The sequence below is a fragment of the Cyclobacterium sp. SYSU L10401 genome (assembly GCF_010993705.1).
GTDB lineage: Bacteria > Bacteroidota > Bacteroidia > Cytophagales > Cyclobacteriaceae > Cyclobacterium.
This window is the reverse complement of record NZ_WOFO01000001.1, coordinates 875575-896841: the sequence shown is the minus strand read 5'-3', so window position 1 is coordinate 896841 and position 21267 is coordinate 875575. Positions and strand designations below refer to the sequence as shown.

19 protein-coding genes are annotated in these 21267 nt (G+C 40.7%); 13 read left to right on the top strand and 6 right to left on the bottom strand.

The window, feature by feature from the left end:
• Positions 1-4: 4 nt before the first annotated feature.
• Positions 5-958: a GDP-L-fucose synthase family protein gene (locus GL182_RS03745; protein ID WP_163378206.1), complete on the bottom strand. Its 954-nt coding sequence runs from the start codon at positions 956-958 to the stop codon at positions 5-7.
• A 4-nt stretch (positions 959-962) separates the two neighbouring features.
• Complete coding sequence (locus tag GL182_RS03740) at positions 963-1961, bottom strand: mannose-1-phosphate guanylyltransferase (protein WP_163378205.1); 999 nt, start codon at positions 1959-1961, stop codon at positions 963-965.
• 378 nt (positions 1962-2339) lie between these two features.
• On the opposite strand from GL182_RS03740, the gene GL182_RS03735 reads away from it, so the two are divergent.
• Together GL182_RS03735 and GL182_RS03730 are read left to right on the top strand one after the other, a co-directional pair.
• Positions 2340-2843, top strand: a complete 504-nt coding sequence (locus GL182_RS03735) for a UpxY family transcription antiterminator (RefSeq protein ID WP_163378518.1) — start codon at positions 2340-2342, stop codon at positions 2841-2843.
• A 124-nt stretch (positions 2844-2967) separates the two neighbouring features.
• Positions 2968-4755, top strand: coding sequence for a glycoside hydrolase family 15 protein (locus GL182_RS03730; protein ID WP_163378204.1), 1788 nt, complete (start codon positions 2968-2970; stop codon positions 4753-4755).
• Here the strand turns inward: GL182_RS03730 and GL182_RS03725 are convergent.
• The gene (locus tag GL182_RS03725) at positions 4745-5038 is read right to left on the bottom strand and encodes a hypothetical protein (RefSeq protein ID WP_240469557.1); all 294 of its coding nucleotides are present in this window, start codon (positions 5036-5038) and stop codon (positions 4745-4747) included. The genes GL182_RS03730 and GL182_RS03725 overlap by 11 nt on opposite strands.
• A 308-nt stretch (positions 5039-5346) precedes the next feature.
• Here GL182_RS03725 and GL182_RS03720 point away from each other — a divergent pair, with 308 nt between their 5' ends.
• Entirely contained in the window at positions 5347-5697 is a 351-nt protein-coding gene (locus tag GL182_RS03720) for a single-stranded DNA-binding protein (protein ID WP_163378202.1), read from the top strand.
• A 344-nt stretch (positions 5698-6041) separates the two neighbouring features.
• On the opposite strand, the gene GL182_RS03715 is transcribed toward GL182_RS03720, so the two are convergent.
• Positions 6042-7028, bottom strand: coding sequence for an aldo/keto reductase (locus tag GL182_RS03715; protein ID WP_163378201.1), 987 nt, complete (start codon positions 7026-7028; stop codon positions 6042-6044).
• Positions 7029-7106: 78 nt separating this feature from the next.
• Between GL182_RS03715 and GL182_RS03710 the strand changes: the two genes are divergently transcribed.
• Positions 7107-7496, top strand: a complete 390-nt coding sequence (locus tag GL182_RS03710; RefSeq protein WP_240469555.1) for a Dabb family protein — start codon at positions 7107-7109, stop codon at positions 7494-7496.
• 39 nt (positions 7497-7535) lie between these two features.
• Here the strand turns inward: GL182_RS03710 and hslV are convergent, their stop codons facing one another.
• Complete coding sequence (gene hslV / locus GL182_RS03705; protein ID WP_163378200.1) at positions 7536-8078, bottom strand: ATP-dependent protease subunit HslV; 543 nt, start codon at positions 8076-8078, stop codon at positions 7536-7538.
• 92 nt (positions 8079-8170) lie between these two features.
• The gene (locus GL182_RS03700; protein WP_163378199.1) at positions 8171-9835 is read right to left on the bottom strand and encodes a pyruvate dehydrogenase complex dihydrolipoamide acetyltransferase; all 1665 of its coding nucleotides are present in this window, start codon (positions 9833-9835) and stop codon (positions 8171-8173) included.
• A 122-nt stretch (positions 9836-9957) separates the two neighbouring features.
• On the opposite strand from GL182_RS03700, the gene GL182_RS03695 reads away from it, so the two are divergent.
• From GL182_RS03695 to GL182_RS03655, 9 genes are all read left to right on the top strand, one after another.
• A complete protein-coding gene (locus GL182_RS03695) occupies positions 9958-10926 on the top strand; it encodes a YheT family hydrolase (protein WP_163378198.1) in 969 nt (322 codons plus the stop codon).
• Positions 10927-10961: 35 nt separating this feature from the next.
• A complete protein-coding gene (locus tag GL182_RS03690) occupies positions 10962-11660 on the top strand; it encodes an SOS response-associated peptidase (RefSeq protein ID WP_163378197.1) in 699 nt (232 codons plus the stop codon).
• Complete coding sequence (locus tag GL182_RS03685; protein WP_163378196.1) at positions 11660-12562, top strand: MBL fold metallo-hydrolase; 903 nt, start codon at positions 11660-11662, stop codon at positions 12560-12562. Before GL182_RS03690 ends, GL182_RS03685 begins: the two co-directional genes overlap by 1 nt.
• A gap of 604 nt (positions 12563-13166) precedes the next feature.
• Complete coding sequence (locus tag GL182_RS03680) at positions 13167-15512, top strand: GumC family protein (RefSeq protein WP_163378195.1); 2346 nt, start codon at positions 13167-13169, stop codon at positions 15510-15512.
• A 27-nt stretch (positions 15513-15539) separates the two neighbouring features.
• Positions 15540-16445, top strand: a complete 906-nt coding sequence (locus GL182_RS03675) for a beta-1,6-N-acetylglucosaminyltransferase (protein ID WP_317167779.1) — start codon at positions 15540-15542, stop codon at positions 16443-16445.
• A complete protein-coding gene (locus GL182_RS03670) occupies positions 16442-17845 on the top strand; it encodes an oligosaccharide flippase family protein (RefSeq protein ID WP_163378193.1) in 1404 nt (467 codons plus the stop codon). The genes GL182_RS03675 and GL182_RS03670 overlap by 4 nt, the downstream gene beginning before the upstream one ends.
• Positions 17842-19125, top strand: a complete 1284-nt coding sequence (locus tag GL182_RS03665; protein ID WP_205603567.1) for a hypothetical protein — start codon at positions 17842-17844, stop codon at positions 19123-19125. The genes GL182_RS03670 and GL182_RS03665 overlap by 4 nt, the downstream gene beginning before the upstream one ends.
• Entirely contained in the window at positions 19122-20147 is a 1026-nt protein-coding gene (locus GL182_RS03660; RefSeq protein WP_163378192.1) for a glycosyltransferase family 2 protein, read from the top strand. The genes GL182_RS03665 and GL182_RS03660 overlap by 4 nt, the downstream gene beginning before the upstream one ends.
• A gap of 25 nt (positions 20148-20172) precedes the next feature.
• Complete coding sequence (locus GL182_RS03655; protein ID WP_163378191.1) at positions 20173-21267, top strand: glycosyltransferase; 1095 nt, start codon at positions 20173-20175, stop codon at positions 21265-21267.

Here is a 21267-nt window from a genome sequence, read left to right as displayed (position 1 = left end):
TATATTACAATTTAACCTGTTTGATTTGATCGATATTTTTCAGGAACCACTGGTAGGTGTCTTGAATACCCTGTTCCAATCCAATTTTGGCTTTCCAGCCTGCTGCTGTCATTTTACTAACATCCATCAATTTCCTGGGCGTTCCATCCGGTTTGCTGCTATCCCAGAGGATATCTCCCTGATGGCCGGTAACACGCTGAATCAATTCAGCAAGGGATCTGATGGTAAGGTCTTCCCCTGTACCCACATTATATAAATTGTCTTCAAAGGTATGCTCCATGGCAAAAACAACCGCTTCTGCCATATCGTCCACATGCAAAAACTCTCTCATCGGAGTGCCGCTTCCCCACAGTTTGACGTGTTCATGTCCATGGATTTTTGCTTCATGAAATTTTCTGATCATGGCCGGAAGAACATGGGAGGTTTCCAAGTCAAAATTATCAAAGGGCCCGTAAAGATTGGTTGGCATCAGGCTCACAAAGTCCTTACCATATTGCTGCCTGATGGCTTCACAAGCTTTTACACCGGCTATTTTCGCCAATGCATACCATTGATTGGTTGGCTCCAATGCGGCAGTAAGCAGCACATCCTCCCTGAGTGGCTGAGGTGCAAGCTTAGGGTAAATACAGGAACTTCCTAAAAAAATAAACTTCTCCACACCGGCCTGAAGAGAAAAATCGATCAGGTTATTCTGGATCAAAAGGTTCTCCATCAAAAAGGGGTAGGGATAATTGTTATTGGCCATGATTCCTCCCACCCTTGCGGCGGCATCTATCACGATCTCAGGCTTTTCACTTTCAAAAAATGATTTGACATTCTTTTGGTTTTTCAAATCCAATTCACTACTGCCCAGGCCAATTAAGTTTTGGTAACCTTTTTCTTTTAGGGACCTGAAAATGGCAGCCCCTACCATGCCTTTATGACCTGCTACATATATTTTGGTCTGTTTGTCTAACATTTTTTTAATTTAATAGTCCGGGGTTTTCCTTTTCCAATCTTTCATACACCTTTTTGACCTCCTGTGCATGCTCCTTGTGCAGCACTAAGATCGCATCAGCTGTTTCTACCAGTACCACATTTTCCAGGCCAACAAATTCCACATGCTTATTGGCAGTACCCAAAACCAGGTTATTTCCACTTCTTTCTTTGCTTCCAACCTGGAAATAGTCATATAGTGCTTCAAAAGACCCCATATCAGACCAGGAAAAGGAGGAGGGCACCACCTTGATTTTATCTGATTTTTCCATCACCGCATAATCTACACTGATAGAAGGAATTTCCATACTTAATTCAAGTGGCAAAAAGCCATCCCTTGCATGTTCCAATGCCTTAGCTGACTTTTCCAATACCTCCGGCTCATACTTCTGAAGTTCTTCCAGATAGGTCCCCGCAGTGAAGCAAAACATGCCACTGTTCCATAAAAAGTTGCCTTTCTGCAAAAACTCTTTTGCCCTGGACAAACCCGGCTTCTCTCTGAAACCAAGAACTTCATTGCCCTGATGTTCTATGTAACCAAACCCGGTTTCCGGCTTTGTCGGGATCAGCCCAAAGGTTACCAATGCGCCCTTCTGAGCCATAGCCACCGCCTGCTTCAGGGCCTCCTCGTATTTGTCTACATCACCAATCAGGTGGTCCGATGGGGTAACCAGTAAAATGGCATCAGAAGGTACCGAAAGGGCTGCAAATGCTATTGCCGCTGCGGTATTGCGAGGTGCAGCTTCCACCAACTCCAGGTAGGCGGAAATACCCATTGCCTCCAGTATATCCCTGGAAAGCTTGTAATTATCTACGCCACCCACCACCATTACCTGGTTGCAAATACCAGAGTTCCTCTGTACAGTTTTCTGGAAAAGGGACTCATTATTAAAAATGGGCAGGTATTGCTTTGGTTTACTTTTGCGTGAAAGCGGCCACAAACGGCTCCCTACTCCTCCAGATAATACCACATTAACAATTTCCATGATTTCGATTTTCGCTGTTTAATTACAAAAATAAAACTGCCATAAGCCACAAAATGTCCTCATTTTAAAATTTCCCAAGCTTCTTACTCCTACCAATCCAATTAATTTGAAATATTAAAAATGTCTGAATAAAATCAGGGTTTCATTGTCAGTTAGGCTTCAGGTTCAGTTTTTTAGAGTTAATTCTCAAAAGTAAATAAAAAAATCAAAACTGTAAAGTTTTATTTTAAATCCATTATTTTTTATTTAAAAAGCATAAAAATATATTTCAATGCTTATTCAGATGAGGTTGGGAAAAAAAATATAAAAAATTACAAAAACCAGGTATTGAAGGTTACCCAAATTATTCGGTACTTTCGGATTTTAACCCTGTATATGATGACGGAAAAATGTAACTGGTATGTAATGTACACTGCGCCAAGAGCAGAAAAAAAAGTTGCCCAAAGGCTACTAGAAAAGGGCACCAGCGTTTACCTTCCTATGATAGAAGAAATAAGGCAGTGGAGTGATCGAAAGAAAAAAGTACAGCGACCCTTGTTTAACGGGTATCTATTTGTCTACACCAGTAAAGAAAGGCTTTGGGAGGCTTTACAAATCAGCGGAGCGGTTAAATTTATCAATTTTTCAGGGGAGCATGCCATGGTCCAACAAAGTGAAATCGACACCATCCAACGGTTAATTGAAACAGGGGTAGCTGTAGAGGTAGAAACCGATGATATTGAGAAAGGGGAACAGGTACGGATTTTGGGGGGGGCCTTGCAGGGTTTTGAAGGCGAATGTATCCAAAAATCAAATCAGGATTACTTTATTATCCGGATACCGAGTATCAATCAAAGCATGCTGGTAAAAGTGTCCCGAAAATTTTTGGAGGTATTAAAGTAATAAAGGTATCATTTTATTACTATCAAGTCTTTATTTTAATAACTTCGTAAATTAATTGCCCAATCCTTTTATTATCCCTAAAAGAATGGCGTATTCTGTCTTATAGATCTTAACCAGCTTTTCAATGGAAAAACATACTTACGGTACCGGCCTTATAGGTAATTGCAGTTATATTGCCCATATCGAGAAAAACACCAATATCAGTTGGCTTTGTTTGCCCCGCTTTGATAGCGATTTTCTTTTTGGAAGTATGTTGGACAAAGAAAAGGGGGGGGAGTTTACCATCTTACCCCAAAATGGGGGGTTCACTTCCCGCCAGGGCTATAAGGAAAACACCAATATATTGGAAACCTTTGTAGAAACTTCTGCAGGAGAAAACTACAAGGTAACCGATTTTGCCCCTCGGTTTTTCAATTTCGACCGTTATTTCAAGCCCTTAATGTTGGTCAGGAAAATTGAGCCATTGGTGGGGGAACCCAAAATCAAAATCAACTGCCAGCCAGTGGCAGATTATGGAAAACGAAAACTGATACCTACTCCTGGCAGCAACCACATTCAATTTGCAGGAAGAGACCAGCAGGTAAGGCTGACCACAAACTGTTCTATAACCTATATCATGGAGGAACAGGAATTCAGGTTGCAAAGAACGGTTTACCTGGTACTCACTTACGGTAATCCTTTGGAAGCACCCATAGAGAGCACCATCGAAAAATTCCTGAATGCCACCTCCCAATATTGGCGAAACTGGGTAAAGTCTACCAGTATCCCGAATTTTTATCAAAGGCTTGTCGTACGCTCCTCCCTGGTTTTAAAAATCCATCAGTATGAAGATACTGGAGGCATCATAGCTGCCTCCACCTCCAGTCTCCCTGAATCTCCAGGTTCCACCAGAAACTGGGATTACCGCTATTGCTGGATGCGGGATGCCTACTATACACTCAATGTATTCAACCACCTGGGACACTTTGAGGAATTGGAGCGCTACTTTGAATTTATCCAAAACCTGCCTATGGATGAAAAAGGCAGGTATCAGCCACTTTATTCCATTACAGGCTCCTCCAGGTTGCCGGAAACGGTGGCCGATCTTGAAGGATACCTGGGTAATAAACCCGTGCGCTTTGGAAACCAGGCCTATACCCACATTCAAAACGACCTTTACGGTCAGGTATTGGTAAGCCTGTTGCCATTGTATGCAGATAAAAGGTTTATTGAATCGGAAAAAAGCCACAGCAAACCTTTTATCAACAATCTATTGCAAAAAATAGAAGAAACAATGGATGAAAAAGATGCCGGACTGTGGGAATTCAGAAATTTAAAACAGGAACATTGTTATACTTTCCTGTTTCACTGGGCAGGAGCCAGCGCCGCGGTAAAAATTGCCGAGCGGCTCTCAGATGTGAGCATGCAAAACAAAGCCATTGAATTAAAAAACAAGGCCATCAAAAAAATTGAAGCTTGTTACATTCCAGAAAGAAAGGCTTATGCCCAGGCCATCGGAACCAAAAACATGGATGCCAGTACCCTGCAAATGATCACCATGGGGTATTTTGGCAATGATATTGAAAGTGCCAATAACCACTTAAAGGCATTGGAAGAAGATCTGTTAGCTAAAAATTATTTATTTTACCGCTACAAGCACCTGGATGATTTCGGTGAGCCGGAGACCACCTTCCTGATCTGTGCTTTTTGGTACATTGAAGCACTTGCCTGTGTCAACCGATTGGACGAAGCTATGGAAGGTTTTGAAACCTTAAGCAAATATTGCAATCACCTGAATTTATTTTCTGAAGATGTCGACCAGCATACCGGCAGCCAGTGGGGAAATTTCCCTCAAACCTACAGCCACGTTGGCCTGCTTAATGCGGCTTACAGGATAGACAAAAAACTGGATAAGCCCAATTTCATGATTTGATAAATTTGGACCTGTCCTTCTTTTCTTCTTTGTTTCTGACCACAAGGATCCATTCCTGATCAAGTTTTAAATAGCCGTAATCGTAACAATAAGCATACACGTTTCCCTTTTTATTCGTGTAAGTATGGGTGCTGTACCTGAACTGGAACCCCATTTCGAGCATTTGTCCCCGGAGGATTTTTGCGGTATCTTCCGAATCAGGTAGAATATTAGACAGGATATTTCTATTCCTTTTCAAGGCATTGTTGATGTTACGAATCAGCCTGTTGCTGCCTGATTTCATTTGATTGTTATAGTGATTTCTGCAATAATCATCACAAAACTTTTTATCAACCCTACCAAACAGGGGCTTTCCACAGCTTATACATTTTTTAGGTGGTGCCGGCATAAAAGTCCTTTTAAAGTAAAAATTAAGCATAATATATATAAAAAAAGTTATTTAACAAATAAATGTATCCGTTTGAAAACGTTTACAAACATTTACAAACGGTTTTAAACGAAAAAAACCCGAATAAATTTTGCCCCTCCCCCCAATTTTGTCCTGTTCCATTTCGGAAATCATTCACATTATTAACTAAAACAATTAAAGTCATGAACGCTATTAAAAACAAAGTACAACTGATTGGAAGACTGGGTGCAAAAGCAGAATTTAAAACAGTCAATGGAAACACCCCAATGGTAAGGTTGAACCTGGCCATCAACGAATCCTATAAAAATGGCAAAGGGGAGAAAATTGATGAAACCTATTGGCACAGTATCGTTGCTTTCGGCAAGCCTGCTGAAATCATTCACAAATACACCGACAAGGGTTCAGAAATTTGTGTTCAGGGAAAATTGGTGAGTAGGTCTTACGAGGACAAGGAAGGTAATAAAAAGTACATCACCGAAGTACAGGTCTATGAGGTGCTACTCATGGGAGAAAAATTGGCTGCAAAAGCCTGAAAATCCGCTGACTTTTATGACTGATTTTTTCGGAAAACTGATTTTTTATCCATTGGACCGGTGGAGTTTTGGGTGGCTCCACCGGTTTTTTTAAGTATTCAATTCACCTATCGGCAATGTGTCATCATTTCTGCTTACCTAATTTTACTGATTCCCAAAACAAGGGGAAGAGGTAAGAAAAAACGTATTTCCCCAGTTTTATCCGGAAAGGGGTTGATAAATTAATTAAATTGACTTATATTTAATTAATTGAATATCAGATCATTACCTATCTTATATTGGGTTATTTTGGGTTTATTGTTTATTGACTAAAGCTGTGAAAGCATGTTTTCATGGCTTTTTTATTACCATTTTTCATGAATTTCAGCTTTGAAATACTTATTGTAAATATCTGCCACCGTGTCCATTTCTTTACCTGTTAAAGGCGCTAAGGATGCGGCCTCGACATTCGCCTTAACCTGATCCGGTTTTGATGCTCCGGGTATTACAGTAGACACTTCCTCAAACATTAAAACCCACCTGATGGCTAAAGCTGCCAGTGGTGCCTTGTCTCCGAACAGGGCTTTCAGTTCTTTTACAGCCTGAACACCCTGGTCCAAATCAATCCCGGAAAAAGTTTCTCCTTTATCAAAAGCTTTTCCCTCTCTATTGAAATTTCTATGGTCTTCCGGATGAAACCTGGTGCTTTCATCAATTTTCCCAGCCAACAACCCACTTGCCAAAGGCACCCGGACAATGATCCCGGAATCTTTCGCTTTAGCAAGACTGAAAAATTCTTCTGAAGGCTTTAGCCGAAACATATTGAAAATGATCTGTACCGTAGTTACATTTTGATAGTCAAGGGCAAAAATTGCTTCTTCTACCTTTTCCACACTTACCCCCATGTTTTGGATCTTCCCTTCCTTCTTCAAATCTTCAAAAAGACCAAAAATTTCAGGCCGGTGATAGACTTCAGTAGGAGGGCAATGCAATTGAATCAAATCAATGGATTCCAGATTCATATTCTTCAGACTAGCTTCCACATAGCCTCTTAAAACTTGCGGTGTATAGCCCTCCGCTGTATGCGGCTGGATTTGCCTGCCACACTTGGTGGCCACGAAAACTTCCTCATTTCTCTGCCTGATGATTTTTCCCACGACTGCCTCGCTCATGCCTGCATCGTAAACATCCGCCGTATCGATAAAATTTATGCCCTGATCAATTGCTTCATGGATGATATCAGAAGCTGCTTTCCTGTCGAAGGAGCCTCCCCAGCCACCTCCTACCTGCCAGGTGCCCAATGATACTTCCGATACATGCATTCCGGTTTTCCCAAGTTTTCTATATTTCATTCCGTTCTTTTTAATTTTTTAAACTATATATTTTTATATTTAATCCTTCAAACTATTATTAATAAAAATACAAAAATAATGCTCAACAGAAGAAAATTTATGGCTTCCCTGACTGCTTTGGGACTAGGAGCATTTATTTCACAAAAAACCATCGCTAAAACCCACGCAAACATGATTGTACATCAAGTGTTTTTCTGGCTGCACAAGCCCGATGAGGATCTTAAAACCGTAATGGATGGCTGCAAGAAAATCGCCCAGACCGAGAGTGTAAAAGACTACCAAATCGGTGTGCCAGCCGGAACCCAACGGAGAGACGTAGTGGACCATAGTTTTCACATTTCACTGACCGTCTATTTTGACAACATCAGTGACCATGACCTCTACCAGACAGATCCGATTCACCTTCAGTTTGTAGAAGACCACAAAGATAAATGGTCTCAGGTGAAGGTATATGACTTTGAAGTTTAGAAAAAAGGGCCTTCAAAATCAAATTTTGAAGGCCCTTATTTAATCATTTACCTTTTCAATGATAATGTTATGGTTGGTATAAATACAGATGTCTGCCGCAATATTCAGACTTTCTTTGACCATTTCTTCCGCACTGAGTTGGGGTGCGTATTTTTTGAGTGCCCTGGCTGCTGATTGGGCATACATGCTACCGGAACCGATGGTTGCTATACCCAAATCGGGCTCGATAACGTCCCCCGTACCTGAAATGATAAGTACATCAGCAGCATCTGCTATGATCATCATGGCTTCCAACTTGCTCAGCATCCGGTCTGTTCGCCATTCTTTGGCCAATTCCACTGCTGCCCGCTTCATATTGTTGCTGTACTTACCTAATTTTTCTTCAAATTTTTCTAAAAGCGTGAAGGCATCTGCTGTAGAACCAGCAAAGCCAGTAACGATTTTTCCTCCCTGCAATTTCCTGATTTTATTGACACTGCTCTTCGCAATGGTATTTCCCAAAGTAGCCTGCCCATCTGCCCCAATGGCTACCTGTCCGGCATGACTGATGGCTACTACGGTGGTTGATTTCAGTTTTTCCATATTCCTTTTTTATCCCAATCCTTTCAATAACTGTACTAAAAACAAAAAGTCCCACTTCCAGGACTTTTTGGCATTAATTGATTCTTTGACTGTCAGATAAGTATCCTGACAGGGTCTTCCAATAATTGTTTGACAGTCTGTAGGAAAGCAGATCCTATGGCTCCATCTACTACCCGGTGGTCACAGGAAAGGGTTACCTTCATCAAGTTACCTACCTTAATTTCTCCATCTTTAACGATAGGGGTTTGTTTTATTCCTCCTATGGCCAGGATACATGCATCCGGTGGATTAATGATAGCGGTAAACTCATCAATACCAAACATGCCCAAATTGGACACAGTAAATGTGTTCCCTTCCCAATCTTTGGGTTGAAGTTCCTTATTCTTGGCTTTACCTGCAAGAGATTTGGCTTCCTGGGATATCTGCGAAAGGCTTTTGCTGTCGGTAAACCTGATCACAGGCACCAATAAGCCCTCATCTACCGCCACTGCCATGCCGATATGTACATGCTCATTGTATCTGATTTTATCGCCCATCCAGGCGGAATTTACATTGGGATGTTGTTTTAGAGCAGCCGCAACAGCTTTTATCACCATATCGTTGAAGGATATTTTGACTGGAGCCACTTCATTCATGCTCTTACGCGCCTCAATGGCCTTGTCCATGTTGATTTCCATGGTCAGGTAAAAGTGAGGTGCAGTGAATTTGCTCTCAGCTAACCGCTTGGCAATCACCTTCCTCATCTGAGAAACTTTTTCCTCTCTGAAAGATTCCTGACCCACAGCAGGACCGCTTGCCCTTGCCCCGGCGGACTTATCGGCTGCAGCAACTTTGGATGGATCGAAATTCTCAATGTCTTTTTTAATGATTCTGCCCCCGTCACCGGAGCCTTCTACCAGCGAAATATCAATGCCCTTATCCCTGGCCATCTTTTTGGCCAGAGGAGAAGCCTTTATCCTGCCATTGGCACTTGATGTGCTTTTAGGAGCATCGGCTTTTTTGGTGGTTTCTTGCTTCTCCGAGGTTTCTTTCTTCGGTTCTTCTGCTTCTTTGGTGCTTTCTTCTGCCGATTCTGAGGACGCCTCTTGTTTATGGGCCTCAAGTAACTTCTTATAATCGGCCCCTTTCTCTCCAATAATGGCAATGACACCGTTGACTTCTACTGAATCGCCTTCTTTTATCCCAATATATAAAATGGTGCCATCCTCATAGGACTCTAGCTCCATGGTAGCTTTGTCGGTCTCTACTTCGGCTAAAACATCACCTGATTTTACCTCATCTCCTTCCTTTTTCAACCAGCTGGCAATGGTTCCTTCCTGCATGGTATCACTCATTTTAGGCATGGTGATCAGCGTGGCATTGATACCTGAGGTATCAATTTTTTCACTTTTCGCTTCTGATTTTGTATCAGATGATTTTTCTTTTTCCTCTGATTCCTCTTTTTTGGGTTCACTGTCTTTGGAAGAGGCCTCGTCCCCACCGGATTTGATTTCCTCCAGCAAGTCATCTATATTTTCACCCTTTTCTCCCAAAATGGCTATGACCCCATTTACAGGTACGGCGTCTTTTTCTTCCACACCGATGTGAAGCAATACCCCTTCATCATAAGACTCCAGTTCCATGGTAGCTTTGTCCGTCTCTACCTCCGCAAGAATATCACCGGGCTTTACTTCATCTCCTACCTTTTTTAACCATTGTGCAATCACCCCTTCTTCCATGGTGTCGCTCATTTTGGGCATTCGTATTATTTCGGCCATAAGTTATATTATTCGAATTCATGTTTTCAGCAATCCAAAAATAGTTCTTAAAATATGTTTATTCAAATTTAATAATAGTATTTTCACGTAAGAAATGATTCCGGAATGCCTGCGCCTTTCAAATGCCTGTACTTATAAAATCAAATTACAATCCCCATCAGCTGCTATCTAATGGTCACATGCAGACCATTATCCCTGCACTGTTCAGGGAAAAGCATCGCTTAAGGTTTGAAAGAGAAAGAATTAGCACAGCAGACGGTGATTTTCTTGATTTGGACTGGCTGAGGCAAGGCAGCTCAAAACTCATCATCATCAGCCATGGTCTGGAAGGAAATAGCCAAAGACCCTACATGACAGGAATGGCCCGCATGTTTTTTGATAATGGGTATGATGTGTTGAACTGGAATTTCAGGGGATGCAGCGGCCCTGCCAACCTGAAACCTATTTTTTACCATTCCGGTGCCACCTATGACCTAAACGAGGTGGTTTGCCATGCTTCTGTAAAATACCGCACCATTTACCTGATTGGTTTTAGTCTGGGAGGAAACCTCACTCTCAAGTATCTTGGAGAAAAGCATTGGCCTGGCCAGAATAAGATTAAAAAGGCCGTGACCATTTCTGTACCGCTTGACCTAAGTGCTTCCTGTGACCGGATAGATCATTTCAAAAATAAAATCTATGCTTATAATTTTCTCCTTTCCTTAAAGAAAAAAATACGAGAAAAAGCCCTGGATTTTCCGGAGATAATTCAAGGCAGATCTCTGGCATCCATTTCCACGCTCAGGGCTTTTGATGATGCCTTTACTGCCCCATTGCATGGGTTTGAAAATGCGGCGGATTATTACGAAAAAAACGCCTCCCTCACTTTCCTGAAATCCATTAGGCTCCCCTGCCTGATTTTAAACGCCCTGAATGATCCATTTCTAAGCAAATCTTGTTATCCCAGGGAAATTGGAGAACGCTCAGATAAGGTTTACATGGAATTCCCCAGGCAGGGAGGCCACGTAGGGTTTAGTCCCAGATCCAGGACCGAAAGGTACTGGTCTGAAATAAGGGCACTTGAATTTATCCAAAGCGAAAATTATCTTTAAATTACATCATTACCTGAAGCTGAATTCAATTCAATATGTGTGGAAGATACTCACTTGCCAAAACAAAAACAGACCTGGAAAACAGGTTTGAAGCTGAAATGCTGGAACCTTTTGTTCCACGATACAATATAGCACCCTCTCAACTCGTCCCTGTGATTACCTCTGAAAGCCCCAAAGGATTTTCCCATTTTTATTGGGGGATTACCCCTGCATTTGCAAAAAACAAACCAGTATCCAGTAAACTCATCAATGCCCGGGCTGAAACCATCGCTGAAAAAATTACTTTCAGAGCTGCCTTTAAAAAAAATCGTTGCCTGGTACCTGCTGATGGTTTTTTTGAATGGAAAAAAATAGGGAAAAAGACAAAGGTTCCCTATCGTTTTGTGCAGCATGGAGAAACTTTATTTTCTTTGGCAGGGATCTGGGAGGAGTTTGAAACCGAAAAAGGTGAAACAGCCCATACATTTTTAATTTTAACCACATCTCCCAACCAGCTTACTGCCGAAATACATGATCGGATGCCTGTGATACTTAAGAAAGAGGACGAGGCCAAATGGCTGGATACCCGTACTTCCGAAGAGGAATTGCTGGGAATGCTTGGACCCTATCCTGATGAAGAAATGACAAAGTATACCGTATCTCCTATGGTCAATCAGGTGGCCAATGACAGTGCTTTTGTCATTCGGAAAACCTTACCCATGGATCAGTTTGGAAACTATACTTTATTCGGATAATGTACCAGATAAAGATCATTGACCTGCACTTTAAGGAAGAAAAAAATACCATTGCCAGCTTTCTGATTAGCCAGAATGACAGCCATGTACTGATAGAAACAGGACCGGAAAGCACCTGGGAAAGCCTGGTGGCGGGTTTACAACAGCATGGACTTAAGCCAGGTGACGTGAATGCAGTCCTGCTAACACACATCCATTTCGACCATGCCGGTGCGGCCTGGAAACTTGCGGAGGAAGGGGCTAAAATCTACCTGCACCCACTTGGGATTCCTCACCTGGCCAGTCCGGAAAGACTTTGGAATTCTGCAGCTAAGATTTACGGTGAAGAAAACATGGAGCTGCTTTGGGGCAAAATGAAATCCATAAGTGAGAGCCGATTGGTTGCGGCCTCCCATGGAGAAACCATCCCTATCGGGGATATGACTTTTACTTCCCTGCATACCCCCGGTCATGCCAGCCATCACATTGCCTGGCAATTGGGGAGAAATATTTTTACAGGTGATGTAGGAGGAGTCAAAATATCCGATGGACCAGTGGTCCCCCCCTGCCCTCCTCCCGATATTCATCTGGAAGATTGGAAAAAATCCATGAGGATCATTTTAGATCAGAATCCTGAAAAGATATACCTGACGCACTTCGGGGAAATCACCAACCCCAACAAACACTTTGCCCTATTGGATAATGCGCTGGATGACTGGGCAAATTGGATGAAGGTCCATTTTGATAATGAAAACCCTATTGAAGCAGTTGAAGCTGCCTTTCAGACCTACACCACCCGTCAAATGGAACAGCATGGAGCAGACAAAAAACTGCAATTACTTTATGAGTATGCGAATCCAAGCTGGATGTCCGTAAGCGGTCTGATGCGGTATTGGCAGTTGAAGAAGAAAGGAAAGATATAATTTTTTATTTTTTTATTTATATTTTAATAATTACTACTGTTTTTAATTTAAATATTTAATTTTTAAAGCCGAAAAAGAAGTGCTATAACCTAAAGCTTCTTGAAAAGATTTATTAGATTTTAAAATATTATTCCATACTTTTTCGGATATAGTTATTTCCATATTAAAAATACAAAAAAACCAAAATATTAATAAGATAGTCAGCTTCCACCGAAAAATTTAAGCTTCTAATCCAAATTTAACTTTGGGAGGAAACGGAAATCTGACAAAAATCATTTTTTTATATATGAAAAAATATTTGAGTTTGATTAAATATTTTTTACATTTGTAAAAATGTATTTTAAATACATAAAAAAGTTTGTAATAAAATAAATAGCAAAACAGCGTTGTTTGTGGACGACAGGTAATATTTAATTTTATAAATATTAAATTTAAAAAATTAAATATTTTTTTTTCTTTAAACAGCTTCTTTCCCATTAAAATAGCATGTCAATTTTGATGGATCCTTTTGATCTCAATCTTGAATTTGTGATTGACCAGACGAAGTTGTGACCAAACAGCAAGTTTAAATTCCTTTTTATTTAACAGTAATTTTTATTTAACCATGGACATTAAGGACTTATTGAGCCAGGAAATTGATTTAAGAAAATCTAGTTCAGTTCCCCTTGAATTTTATTTAAAAAAATATCTCAGGAAGTGGTATTTATTTCTCGTGGGGGTTTCATTTTTTTGCGCCGCTGCCCTGGCATATATTTATTATACACCGGAGCAATACGAAATCACCTCCACTTTGATGATAAATACCAATGAGGAGGCAAAAAAAGGATTTTCAACCAATACCGTTTTAGATGATTTGGATGGTTATCAGACCACCAATATTATTGAAAATGAAATAGAGGTATTGACATCTACTTCATTGATCAAAAAATCGTTGGAGCAAATGTCACTTTACAACAACTTTTATGTTGAAAAGGGATTTAACCGGTACGAGGAGCTTTATGGAGAAAGCTGCCCTATAAGTATTCGGTACAATAGCTTTAACGAGCGACCCGAAAAGTTCACCGGTATGGTACGGCTCGAGATATTGGACGACAAATCTTTTATTCTGGAAATGGAAGAAGGCATAAGGAGTCAACATGTTTTTGGAGAGAAGTTAAGCAATTTTTTTGGGGAATTCACCATTCATCTTAATGAAAATCAGGAAGAACCTCTTCCAAAGACAATTTATTTTACCTACAATAATCTTCGGGAGATGGCGCATGAATACAGCGAAAACATCAATGCTGAGCCAACAAATAAACTCTCCACGGTCATTTCTCTGAGTCTTTTAGCACCAATCCCTGAAAAAGGTGAGCAATTTCTAAAGACCTTGGTCGAGGTATATAATAATGAGGCGTTGAAAAACGTCAATTCCACTGCGGCTAATACCCTGGCATTTATTGATGAACAAATGGCCAAACTTACTGCAGACCTGGCTGAAATAGAAGAAGCTGTTGAAACTTACAAAAACCAAAATTCCATTTCTGACCTAAGTGCAGAATCACAATTGTACCTGGAAAATTCGGGGAATACCAAACAAAAACTATCTGAATATGACATCAGCATTGAAGTGCTGAATAACCTCGAAGAAAATTTATCGGCGACCAACAATTCTTCAAAAATGGTTCAGGGTTCTCTTTTAATTGAGGATGCTGCCTTGTCAGATTTGGTAAAAAAATACAATGAACTGCAGCGTGAGCGACAAAGGTTATTAAATGGAACCACGGCAGATAATCCCCTGGTAAAAAACCTGGACGAACAGCTTTTTAGTCTTAAATCGGACCTTTTAGAAAATATTCAAAGTAGTAAAAGGAGTATTCAGATCGCCAGGAAAAGTCTGGAAGAAAACGCCTTGCAAATCGAAGAAAGGGCCAACCGGGTACCAAAGATTGAAAGGGAACTACTAAACATTACCAGGCAACAAGTCACTAAACAAGAAAATTACCAGTATTTAATGAAAAAAAGAGAAGAATCAGTACTTTCTCTTGCTGCTACTTCCGTATCGAATGCCCGGATGATTGATCCGCCAATGGCTGGTCTGTATCCTGCAAAGCCTCTGAAAAAGCTAATCATGATATTTGCCTTAATTCTAGGGTTTGGTTTTCCCTTTAGCCTGATTTATCTAAACGATTACTTTTTTGGTAAAATCGGCCAAAAGGAAGATGTGGAAGCTGCCTGCCCTGTTCCGGTGATGGGGGAAATATCCCATGAAAAAAGAAAAAACCTTTATTTGGGAAGTGGTCGCCGAAAGTCCCTGGTAGGCGAACAAATTAACCTGATTTGGACAAACATGAAATTTGCTTCCATGAGGAAGCCAAATCAGGTGATTTTAACGACCTCCAGCATTGGTGGAGAAGGCAAAACCTTCTTTAGTATAAACCTTGCCCGTACCATTGGTTTATCCGGAAAGAAAACCGTAATCCTGGAATTTGATTTACGAAAACCATCTGTCCTGAAACAGCTTGGCGTCAAGTCGCAAAAACCAGGGATAAGCGAATACTTAAGGGATGAAACCTATTTGACGACAGATATTCTTCACCTCTCAGAAGATAACCCAAACATATTCCTAATCGGGGCGGGTAAAATACCGGATAACCCTATACAACTCATGAATAGTCCCCGGTTAGAAGAACTTTTCCTCGAGTTACGCAATAAATTTGACCACATTATCATAGACAGTGCACCGGTTGGCCTGGTGGCCGATGCCTTTGCTTTGTCCCCCTATGCCGACATGCTGGCCTACGTGATACGGTATTATTACACCAAGCCCAATCACCTCAATTTAATCAACGAAATCGCAGACAAAAATAAATTCCCAAACCCTGTATTGATATTAAACGATGCCAAATCCGAACATAGTTACGGATATGGTTATGGATATTATTCCGAAAAAAAAACAGCAAGCATATAATATACAGCCACCTTCTAACTTTTTGAAATGACCATGAAACATGCGGTATTATTCTTAGCCTACAAAAACGTCCACCATTTAATTGAGTATATTAACCTACTTGATGATGATTTCTTGTTCTACATCCATCTGGACAAAAAAAGTAATTTGAAGAGCACATCAATCAAGAATCTTACCCAGCAAAAAAATGTGGTCTTTATCAGTCGCAAATATACTGTAAACTGGGGTGGATTGAATTTATTGAAAGCTTTGCTTCTTTTAGCAGAAGAAGCCTTGAAAAACAAGGAAATCGGCTATATCCATAGTATGAGTGGTCAGGATTTCCCCATTAAAAGTAGCCAGGAAATCAAGGATTTTTACAGAAAACATAAAGGGATGCAATTTATCGAGCAATTTCCCTTACCCTCATCAAGATGGGCAAAAGGGGAGATAAATCGGTTAAATTATTACAACTTTTATGACCTATTTAATCGGAAAACCCTATCAGGATCGAAATTAATCAATCTTTGCCTGAAAGTACAGCAACTCTTACGCATCCGCCGCAAACCCTTTACTGCATTCCCAAAGCTATATGGAGGATCAGTATGGTGGTCATTAAGCAGTGACTGTGTCCGGTACGTCATTGACCGATTGGCTGAAGAACCGACCATTTTAAAACGATTGAAACATACTTTGTGTCCGGAAGAAATTCTATTCCAAACCGTTCTCATGAATTCTCCTTTCAAAACTGCAATAACAGGTAATACCATGACCCTGGTTTTATGGGAACATAGAAATGGAAACAGTCCGGCCACTCTGGACAAATCTGACTTTCCCAAACTTAAAAAATCAACAAAGCTTTTTGCCAGAAGATTTGATTACCCCACTTCATATGAACTAGTGAAATTGATAAAGAAGGAAGTAAGCGCTCAGAAAAAAACATTTTTACCGTGATAAGGAATCTTTTTCAAAATAAGGTTTTCAAAAATTTCTCTTACCTGACATTTGGGAGCATCCTGTCCCAATTGATTGGTTTGTTAACGGTATTGAAAATCACCAAAATTCTCCATCCGGACGATTACGGATTGTATACTTTCCTGATTGCTCAGGGTACACTTCTTTTGACAATAGGAGATTTAGGAATCCGAAACATAGTAATCCGGAGCATCGCCAGAGATCCGAATCGTTCTAAAGACCTGATTTATAACGGTGCGATATTAAGAACGCTTGCACTTTTGGTGCTGGGAGCAATTTACCTTTTATACAACCATTTGTTGGGTAACCTGCATGGACAGGAATTACTTTTCGTTCTTCTATTTGCATTGGTTTCCTGTTTTGGAAAGTTGTTTGAAACGGCATTCCTGGGACATCAAAAAATGCTCCCCCCGTCTATAATCAATTTAGCATTCAGTATAGTATGGTTTCTTTGGATATTTGCTCTACCGGGATCTTATATGGATGTACCCTTTCTCTTTTACTCTTTTCTGGCCTTAAACCTGATTAAAAACTTCGTTTTTCACATCACCTTGCGCAAGCAAGGGCTCGTCCTGGGGAAAATGAAAGGGTTTGTGACTTCCTCCTATTCCCTGCTGAAAGAAAGCTGGCCTTATTTGGCCCTGGTTCTGGTCATGCTGCCCTACACCAAATTCACCAATAACTTTCTGGATATCAATTCGACTCGTGAGGAAATTGGTTATTTCAACCTGTCTGAAAGATTAACAGGCCCGATTTCCTTTGTATTGGATTTTGGTCTGGTGGCTATCTTCCCGAACCTATCCGCACTTTGGGTTACTAATAAGGCCAAATTCCAAAACTTTGTCAGCCTGGGATTTAAATATTACATGCTACTGGGTATGCTGCTTTGTTTTCTTTTCACACTTTTTGCAAAAGAATTATTTGAATTAATATTTCCGGAAAGTTACCTGCCCGCTGTCCTTGTCTGTCAGCTACAGGTGTGGTACTTATTCCTTACATCCGTAGACAGCCTGATCGGTACCATCTTTGGGGCCACCAACAACGAGAAAAAAATCCTCCGCCTGGGCATTGTCAATTCGCTGTTTTCTACTCCTATTTTATTCTTGAGCAGCCAATATGGTGCTTTGGGACTAGCATCGGGCATGGTGTTTTCCTTTGCCATTTTCCAATTTTATCTCTGGTATGTATTCCGTAAAACCCTACACTTCAAAATAGAGGACAGGGGACTCATGTGGGTATCTGCCGCAGTATTGTTTGGTTTATCCTATTTTGTAGCGGGAAATATTACTTTAACCTATAAAGTGCTGGTTGGGATCCTGGTGCTGATCCTTACTGGTATATATTTTTTCAGAAATTACACTTTGGCTAAATCAGTATGAAAGAAAAATTACCCATAGTATTCCTTTTACTCCTGGTAATCGTAAGCCTTAATTTTTTTGATGCCAAATTCATCAATCCAAAAATTGTGAATTACCTGGAGTTTGTGGCGGTGTTGGGAACAGTCTTGATTTCCAGTTTGTATTTGTTTGACCGAAAGGGTGGCTTCGTCCTACCCGTACAGATGATCTCATTTTCCATCATTCTCTCCATGGTGATGGCCCTTTTTTCATGGGGGCAGGGATTTAAAGACAGCTTATTGGAGACTTCCCAATACATGTTATGGCCCCTGTTTTTCCTTTTACTTCACCTAAAAATCTCCATAAGCACCCTTGAAAAAATTATTCTGGGCTACGGTTTACTGTATGTTTTACTGTATTTTTTTCAATATGCCAATGCCCATACCGTATTCTTTGGGAAACCCATTTCGGGGGAGGAGTTTTCGGAGCAAAGAGGGGCTATACGCATCATTTTCCCGGGCGCAGGTATATTTATCCTATCTATTTTTATCGCCATCACCAAAATCACTCAAAATGATCGATATAAATGGATGTATATGGGATTGGCACTAATAGGCTTAATTGTGCCGGTAATGCAGGTAACCAGACAATTTATTGCAGGAGTATTCCTGATCTATTTTTACCATTTCTTTAAAAGTCAGTCTCTGATAAAAAAATCCCTCATCCTGGGCGCATTTGCCGGAGGATTAATCATCCTGGTAAATGCAGACATTCCCATGATTAAAGGTGTCATAGAAGCGCAGCAAAGGGATTCAAAATTGGGGGAAAATTACATTCGGGTTCAGGCCGGCAAATATTTCCTGACCGAATTTTCTCCAAATACCCTAAGCCAAATCTTTGGGAATGGAGCTCCAAACTGGGGAATATCTTCTTATGGCAAATTCATGGAAAGGCTTAGTAACACTCACGAATATTTTCTATCTGATGTAGGCATAATTGCTGTTTATGCCATGTTTGGAGTTTTTGCAATTTTGGGATTCGGATTGATGTGGTACAAAAGTTTTGTTTTACCCATACCCAGAGGACATGTATATGTAAAATATTATCTATGGTATTTGTTGCTTACCAGTTTTACCTGGTATTCGGTTTACCATTACCATTACCTCATCGCTACCATTTTTGCCCTTTACATCTATCACCGCTCCTATATGGACCAAAAGAAAAAGGAAATTCTCTGGAAATTGATAGAAAATTCTTCGGCTACAGGGGAAATAAATAAGCAAACTCCCTCTCACTCAAAAGAAAAGCTCATTAACCTATGAAAGCTCCCAAATTATCTGTAGTCATGCCTGTTTACAACGGTGAAAAGCATCTGCAAGAAGCTATTGACAGTGTGCTTGAGCAGCGTTTTTCGGCATTTGAACTCATCATTATCGATGACGGCTCAGAGGATGGCTCCCTGGAAATCATTCGGAAACTTACCGATCCCAGAGTTCGCATTCTCAGTAACGGTAAGAACAAGGGAATTTCCTTTACCCGAAACAGGGGGCTACATGAAGCCAAAGGAGAATTTCTGGCCTGGATGGATTGTGATGATCTCATAGCACCCGATAGGTTTGAAAAACAGTTAAACTTCATGGATACTCATCCGCACATCGGAATATGTGGCACCTGGCTTACCAGATTTGATGAAAAAAAATCCGAAGTTTCCAAATCTCCTACTGATCACGAACGGATTAAAGCACTGTTGTTGTTCAAGCCCGCCATTTGGAATGCAACAGCCATGTATCGCCTGGATTGGGTGAAAAAAGCTGGTCTCGCATTCGATGGCCGACTCGCCGTTGCCGAGGATTACGATTTTTATTGGGAAGCCTGTAGGAAATTCCCAGTGGCCAATATCCCTCAATCCCTGTACTATTACCGCGATTCGGACACCAGCATCATGAAAAGTTTTGAGAATGCAGAAGAACGAAGTTTTATCATACATAAATTGATTTATGAAAAATCGCTACGGGAACTTGAGATAGTTCCTACTGAGGACCAACTCCGCATGCACCGCAAAATTGGTTCTACCCATTTGTTTCAAACCTACCCTTCTTATAAGGAAGCTTTTGACTGGCTGATTTTCCTTCAGGAGAAAAACGAGATCAAAAAAGTCTATGATTCAGAAGCATTTGCCGAAGTGCTGGGGAGCATCTTTTTCTTTCTAAGCAAAAAATCTTCTCAAATAGGCTTACCTGTTTTTTATTATTACCTGAAAGAAACCAAAAAGATTTATCCAGCGGATCTGTACCAAAGCATCAAATTACTGGTAAGGTGCCTCATCAGGTACAGGCGTTTTTAAGCTATTATTTTTACAACAAAATGAAATGAAAAATTTACTGATCGTCACCAAATCCCAATACGGATACCATGTAGACCCATATAAATTTGGGTATTACCTGAAAAATGATTTCCGAATCACACACTTGAGTTGGGATTTTGGTTTGCCAAAAATCGTAGTTCCCGGTGTACGGACAAAGTATCTTGCCAGAAAAGGCAACAAATTGATACGCTGGTATCGGTTTTTGAAAAAAATCAATATGGAAATCGGGTCCGGCAATTATGACCTGGTATTTCTGGTGTATTTTCCCGGCTGTACTTTTCTTCGCTGGCAAAACCCGCAACAAACCTTCAATCTCGATATACGAACAGCCACCGATACGGATAAGGCCCTAATCAACCTTGTCAAAGACAAACTATTGAAGTGGGAGGCAGTCAGGTTTCCTCACCTTTCCATCCTGAGTCATGGACTGGCCAATAAATTGGGTTTTACAAAGTATCATTTCCTTCCCTTAGGTGGGGAGAAATTCTGCTCCGGGAATAAATCTTTTAACCATGCGAATTTATTGTATGTAGGCACCCTGGAAAACAGAAATCTCTTGGTATTTATTCGGGGTCTATACCGGTATATGTCTGACAATAAATTGGTGAAGCCCCCCATTACATTAACCATAATCGGTGACGGACCTGGAAATGAGCGCACAGAAATTGAAGATTACATCCAATCACATGGACTGGAAAATGTGATTCGGACTACAGGCTATGTACACAATGATCAGTTGTCCGGGTATTTTGAAGAGGCGACCATAGGAATTTCTTACGTCCCCATAACCCCGTATTATACGCATCAGCCTCCTACAAAAACCTATGAATATTTACTTTCTGGTTTGCCCGTGCTGGCCACTGCTACAGTGGAAAACGCCAAAATCATCACAGATATCAGTGGTGAACTCATACAGGACGATGAAGCATCGGTCGCCAGGGGGTTGGAAAAACTGATTCAAAGATTAAATGAGTTCGACTCGGAAAAAATTCGCCGGGTATGCAACGATTATTCCTGGCAATACATTGCCAGAAATAATCTGGCTCCTTATCTGGAATCACTTCTGCTTTCTCATCGCATTTCATATCAAGTCGGATAA

What these genes read in the sequence shown, in the direction of transcription:
- GL182_RS03715 (WP_163378201.1), bottom strand. Translation starts at nt 7,028, where the DNA reads ATGAAATATAGAAAACTTGGGAAAACCGGAATGCATGTATCGGAAGTA.
- GL182_RS03700 (WP_163378199.1), bottom strand. Translation starts at nt 9,835, where the DNA reads ATGGCCGAAATAATACGAATGCCCAAAATGAGCGACACCATGGAAGAA.
- GL182_RS03730 (WP_163378204.1), top strand. Translation starts at nt 2,968, where the DNA reads ATGGAAAAACATACTTACGGTACCGGCCTTATAGGTAATTGCAGTTAT.
- GL182_RS03725 (WP_240469557.1), bottom strand. Translation starts at nt 5,038, where the DNA reads ATGAAATCAGGCAGCAACAGGCTGATTCGTAACATCAACAATGCCTTG.
- GL182_RS03745 (WP_163378206.1), bottom strand. Translation starts at nt 958, where the DNA reads ATGTTAGACAAACAGACCAAAATATATGTAGCAGGTCATAAAGGCATG.
- GL182_RS03720 (WP_163378202.1), top strand. Translation starts at nt 5,347, where the DNA reads ATGAACGCTATTAAAAACAAAGTACAACTGATTGGAAGACTGGGTGCA.
- GL182_RS03655 (WP_163378191.1), top strand. Translation starts at nt 20,173, where the DNA reads ATGAAAAATTTACTGATCGTCACCAAATCCCAATACGGATACCATGTA.
- GL182_RS03685 (WP_163378196.1), top strand. Translation starts at nt 11,660, where the DNA reads ATGTACCAGATAAAGATCATTGACCTGCACTTTAAGGAAGAAAAAAAT.
- hslV (WP_163378200.1), bottom strand. Translation starts at nt 8,078, where the DNA reads ATGGAAAAACTGAAATCAACCACCGTAGTAGCCATCAGTCATGCCGGA.
- GL182_RS03660 (WP_163378192.1), top strand. Translation starts at nt 19,122, where the DNA reads ATGAAAGCTCCCAAATTATCTGTAGTCATGCCTGTTTACAACGGTGAA.
- GL182_RS03695 (WP_163378198.1), top strand. Translation starts at nt 9,958, where the DNA reads ATGCCTGTACTTATAAAATCAAATTACAATCCCCATCAGCTGCTATCT.
- GL182_RS03680 (WP_163378195.1), top strand. Translation starts at nt 13,167, where the DNA reads ATGGACATTAAGGACTTATTGAGCCAGGAAATTGATTTAAGAAAATCT.
- GL182_RS03740 (WP_163378205.1), bottom strand. Translation starts at nt 1,961, where the DNA reads ATGGAAATTGTTAATGTGGTATTATCTGGAGGAGTAGGGAGCCGTTTG.
- GL182_RS03710 (WP_240469555.1), top strand. Translation starts at nt 7,107, where the DNA reads ATGCTCAACAGAAGAAAATTTATGGCTTCCCTGACTGCTTTGGGACTA.
- GL182_RS03665 (WP_205603567.1), top strand. Translation starts at nt 17,842, where the DNA reads ATGAAAGAAAAATTACCCATAGTATTCCTTTTACTCCTGGTAATCGTA.
- GL182_RS03735 (WP_163378518.1), top strand. Translation starts at nt 2,340, where the DNA reads ATGACGGAAAAATGTAACTGGTATGTAATGTACACTGCGCCAAGAGCA.
- GL182_RS03690 (WP_163378197.1), top strand. Translation starts at nt 10,962, where the DNA reads ATGTGTGGAAGATACTCACTTGCCAAAACAAAAACAGACCTGGAAAAC.
- GL182_RS03675 (WP_317167779.1), top strand. Translation starts at nt 15,540, where the DNA reads ATGACCATGAAACATGCGGTATTATTCTTAGCCTACAAAAACGTCCAC.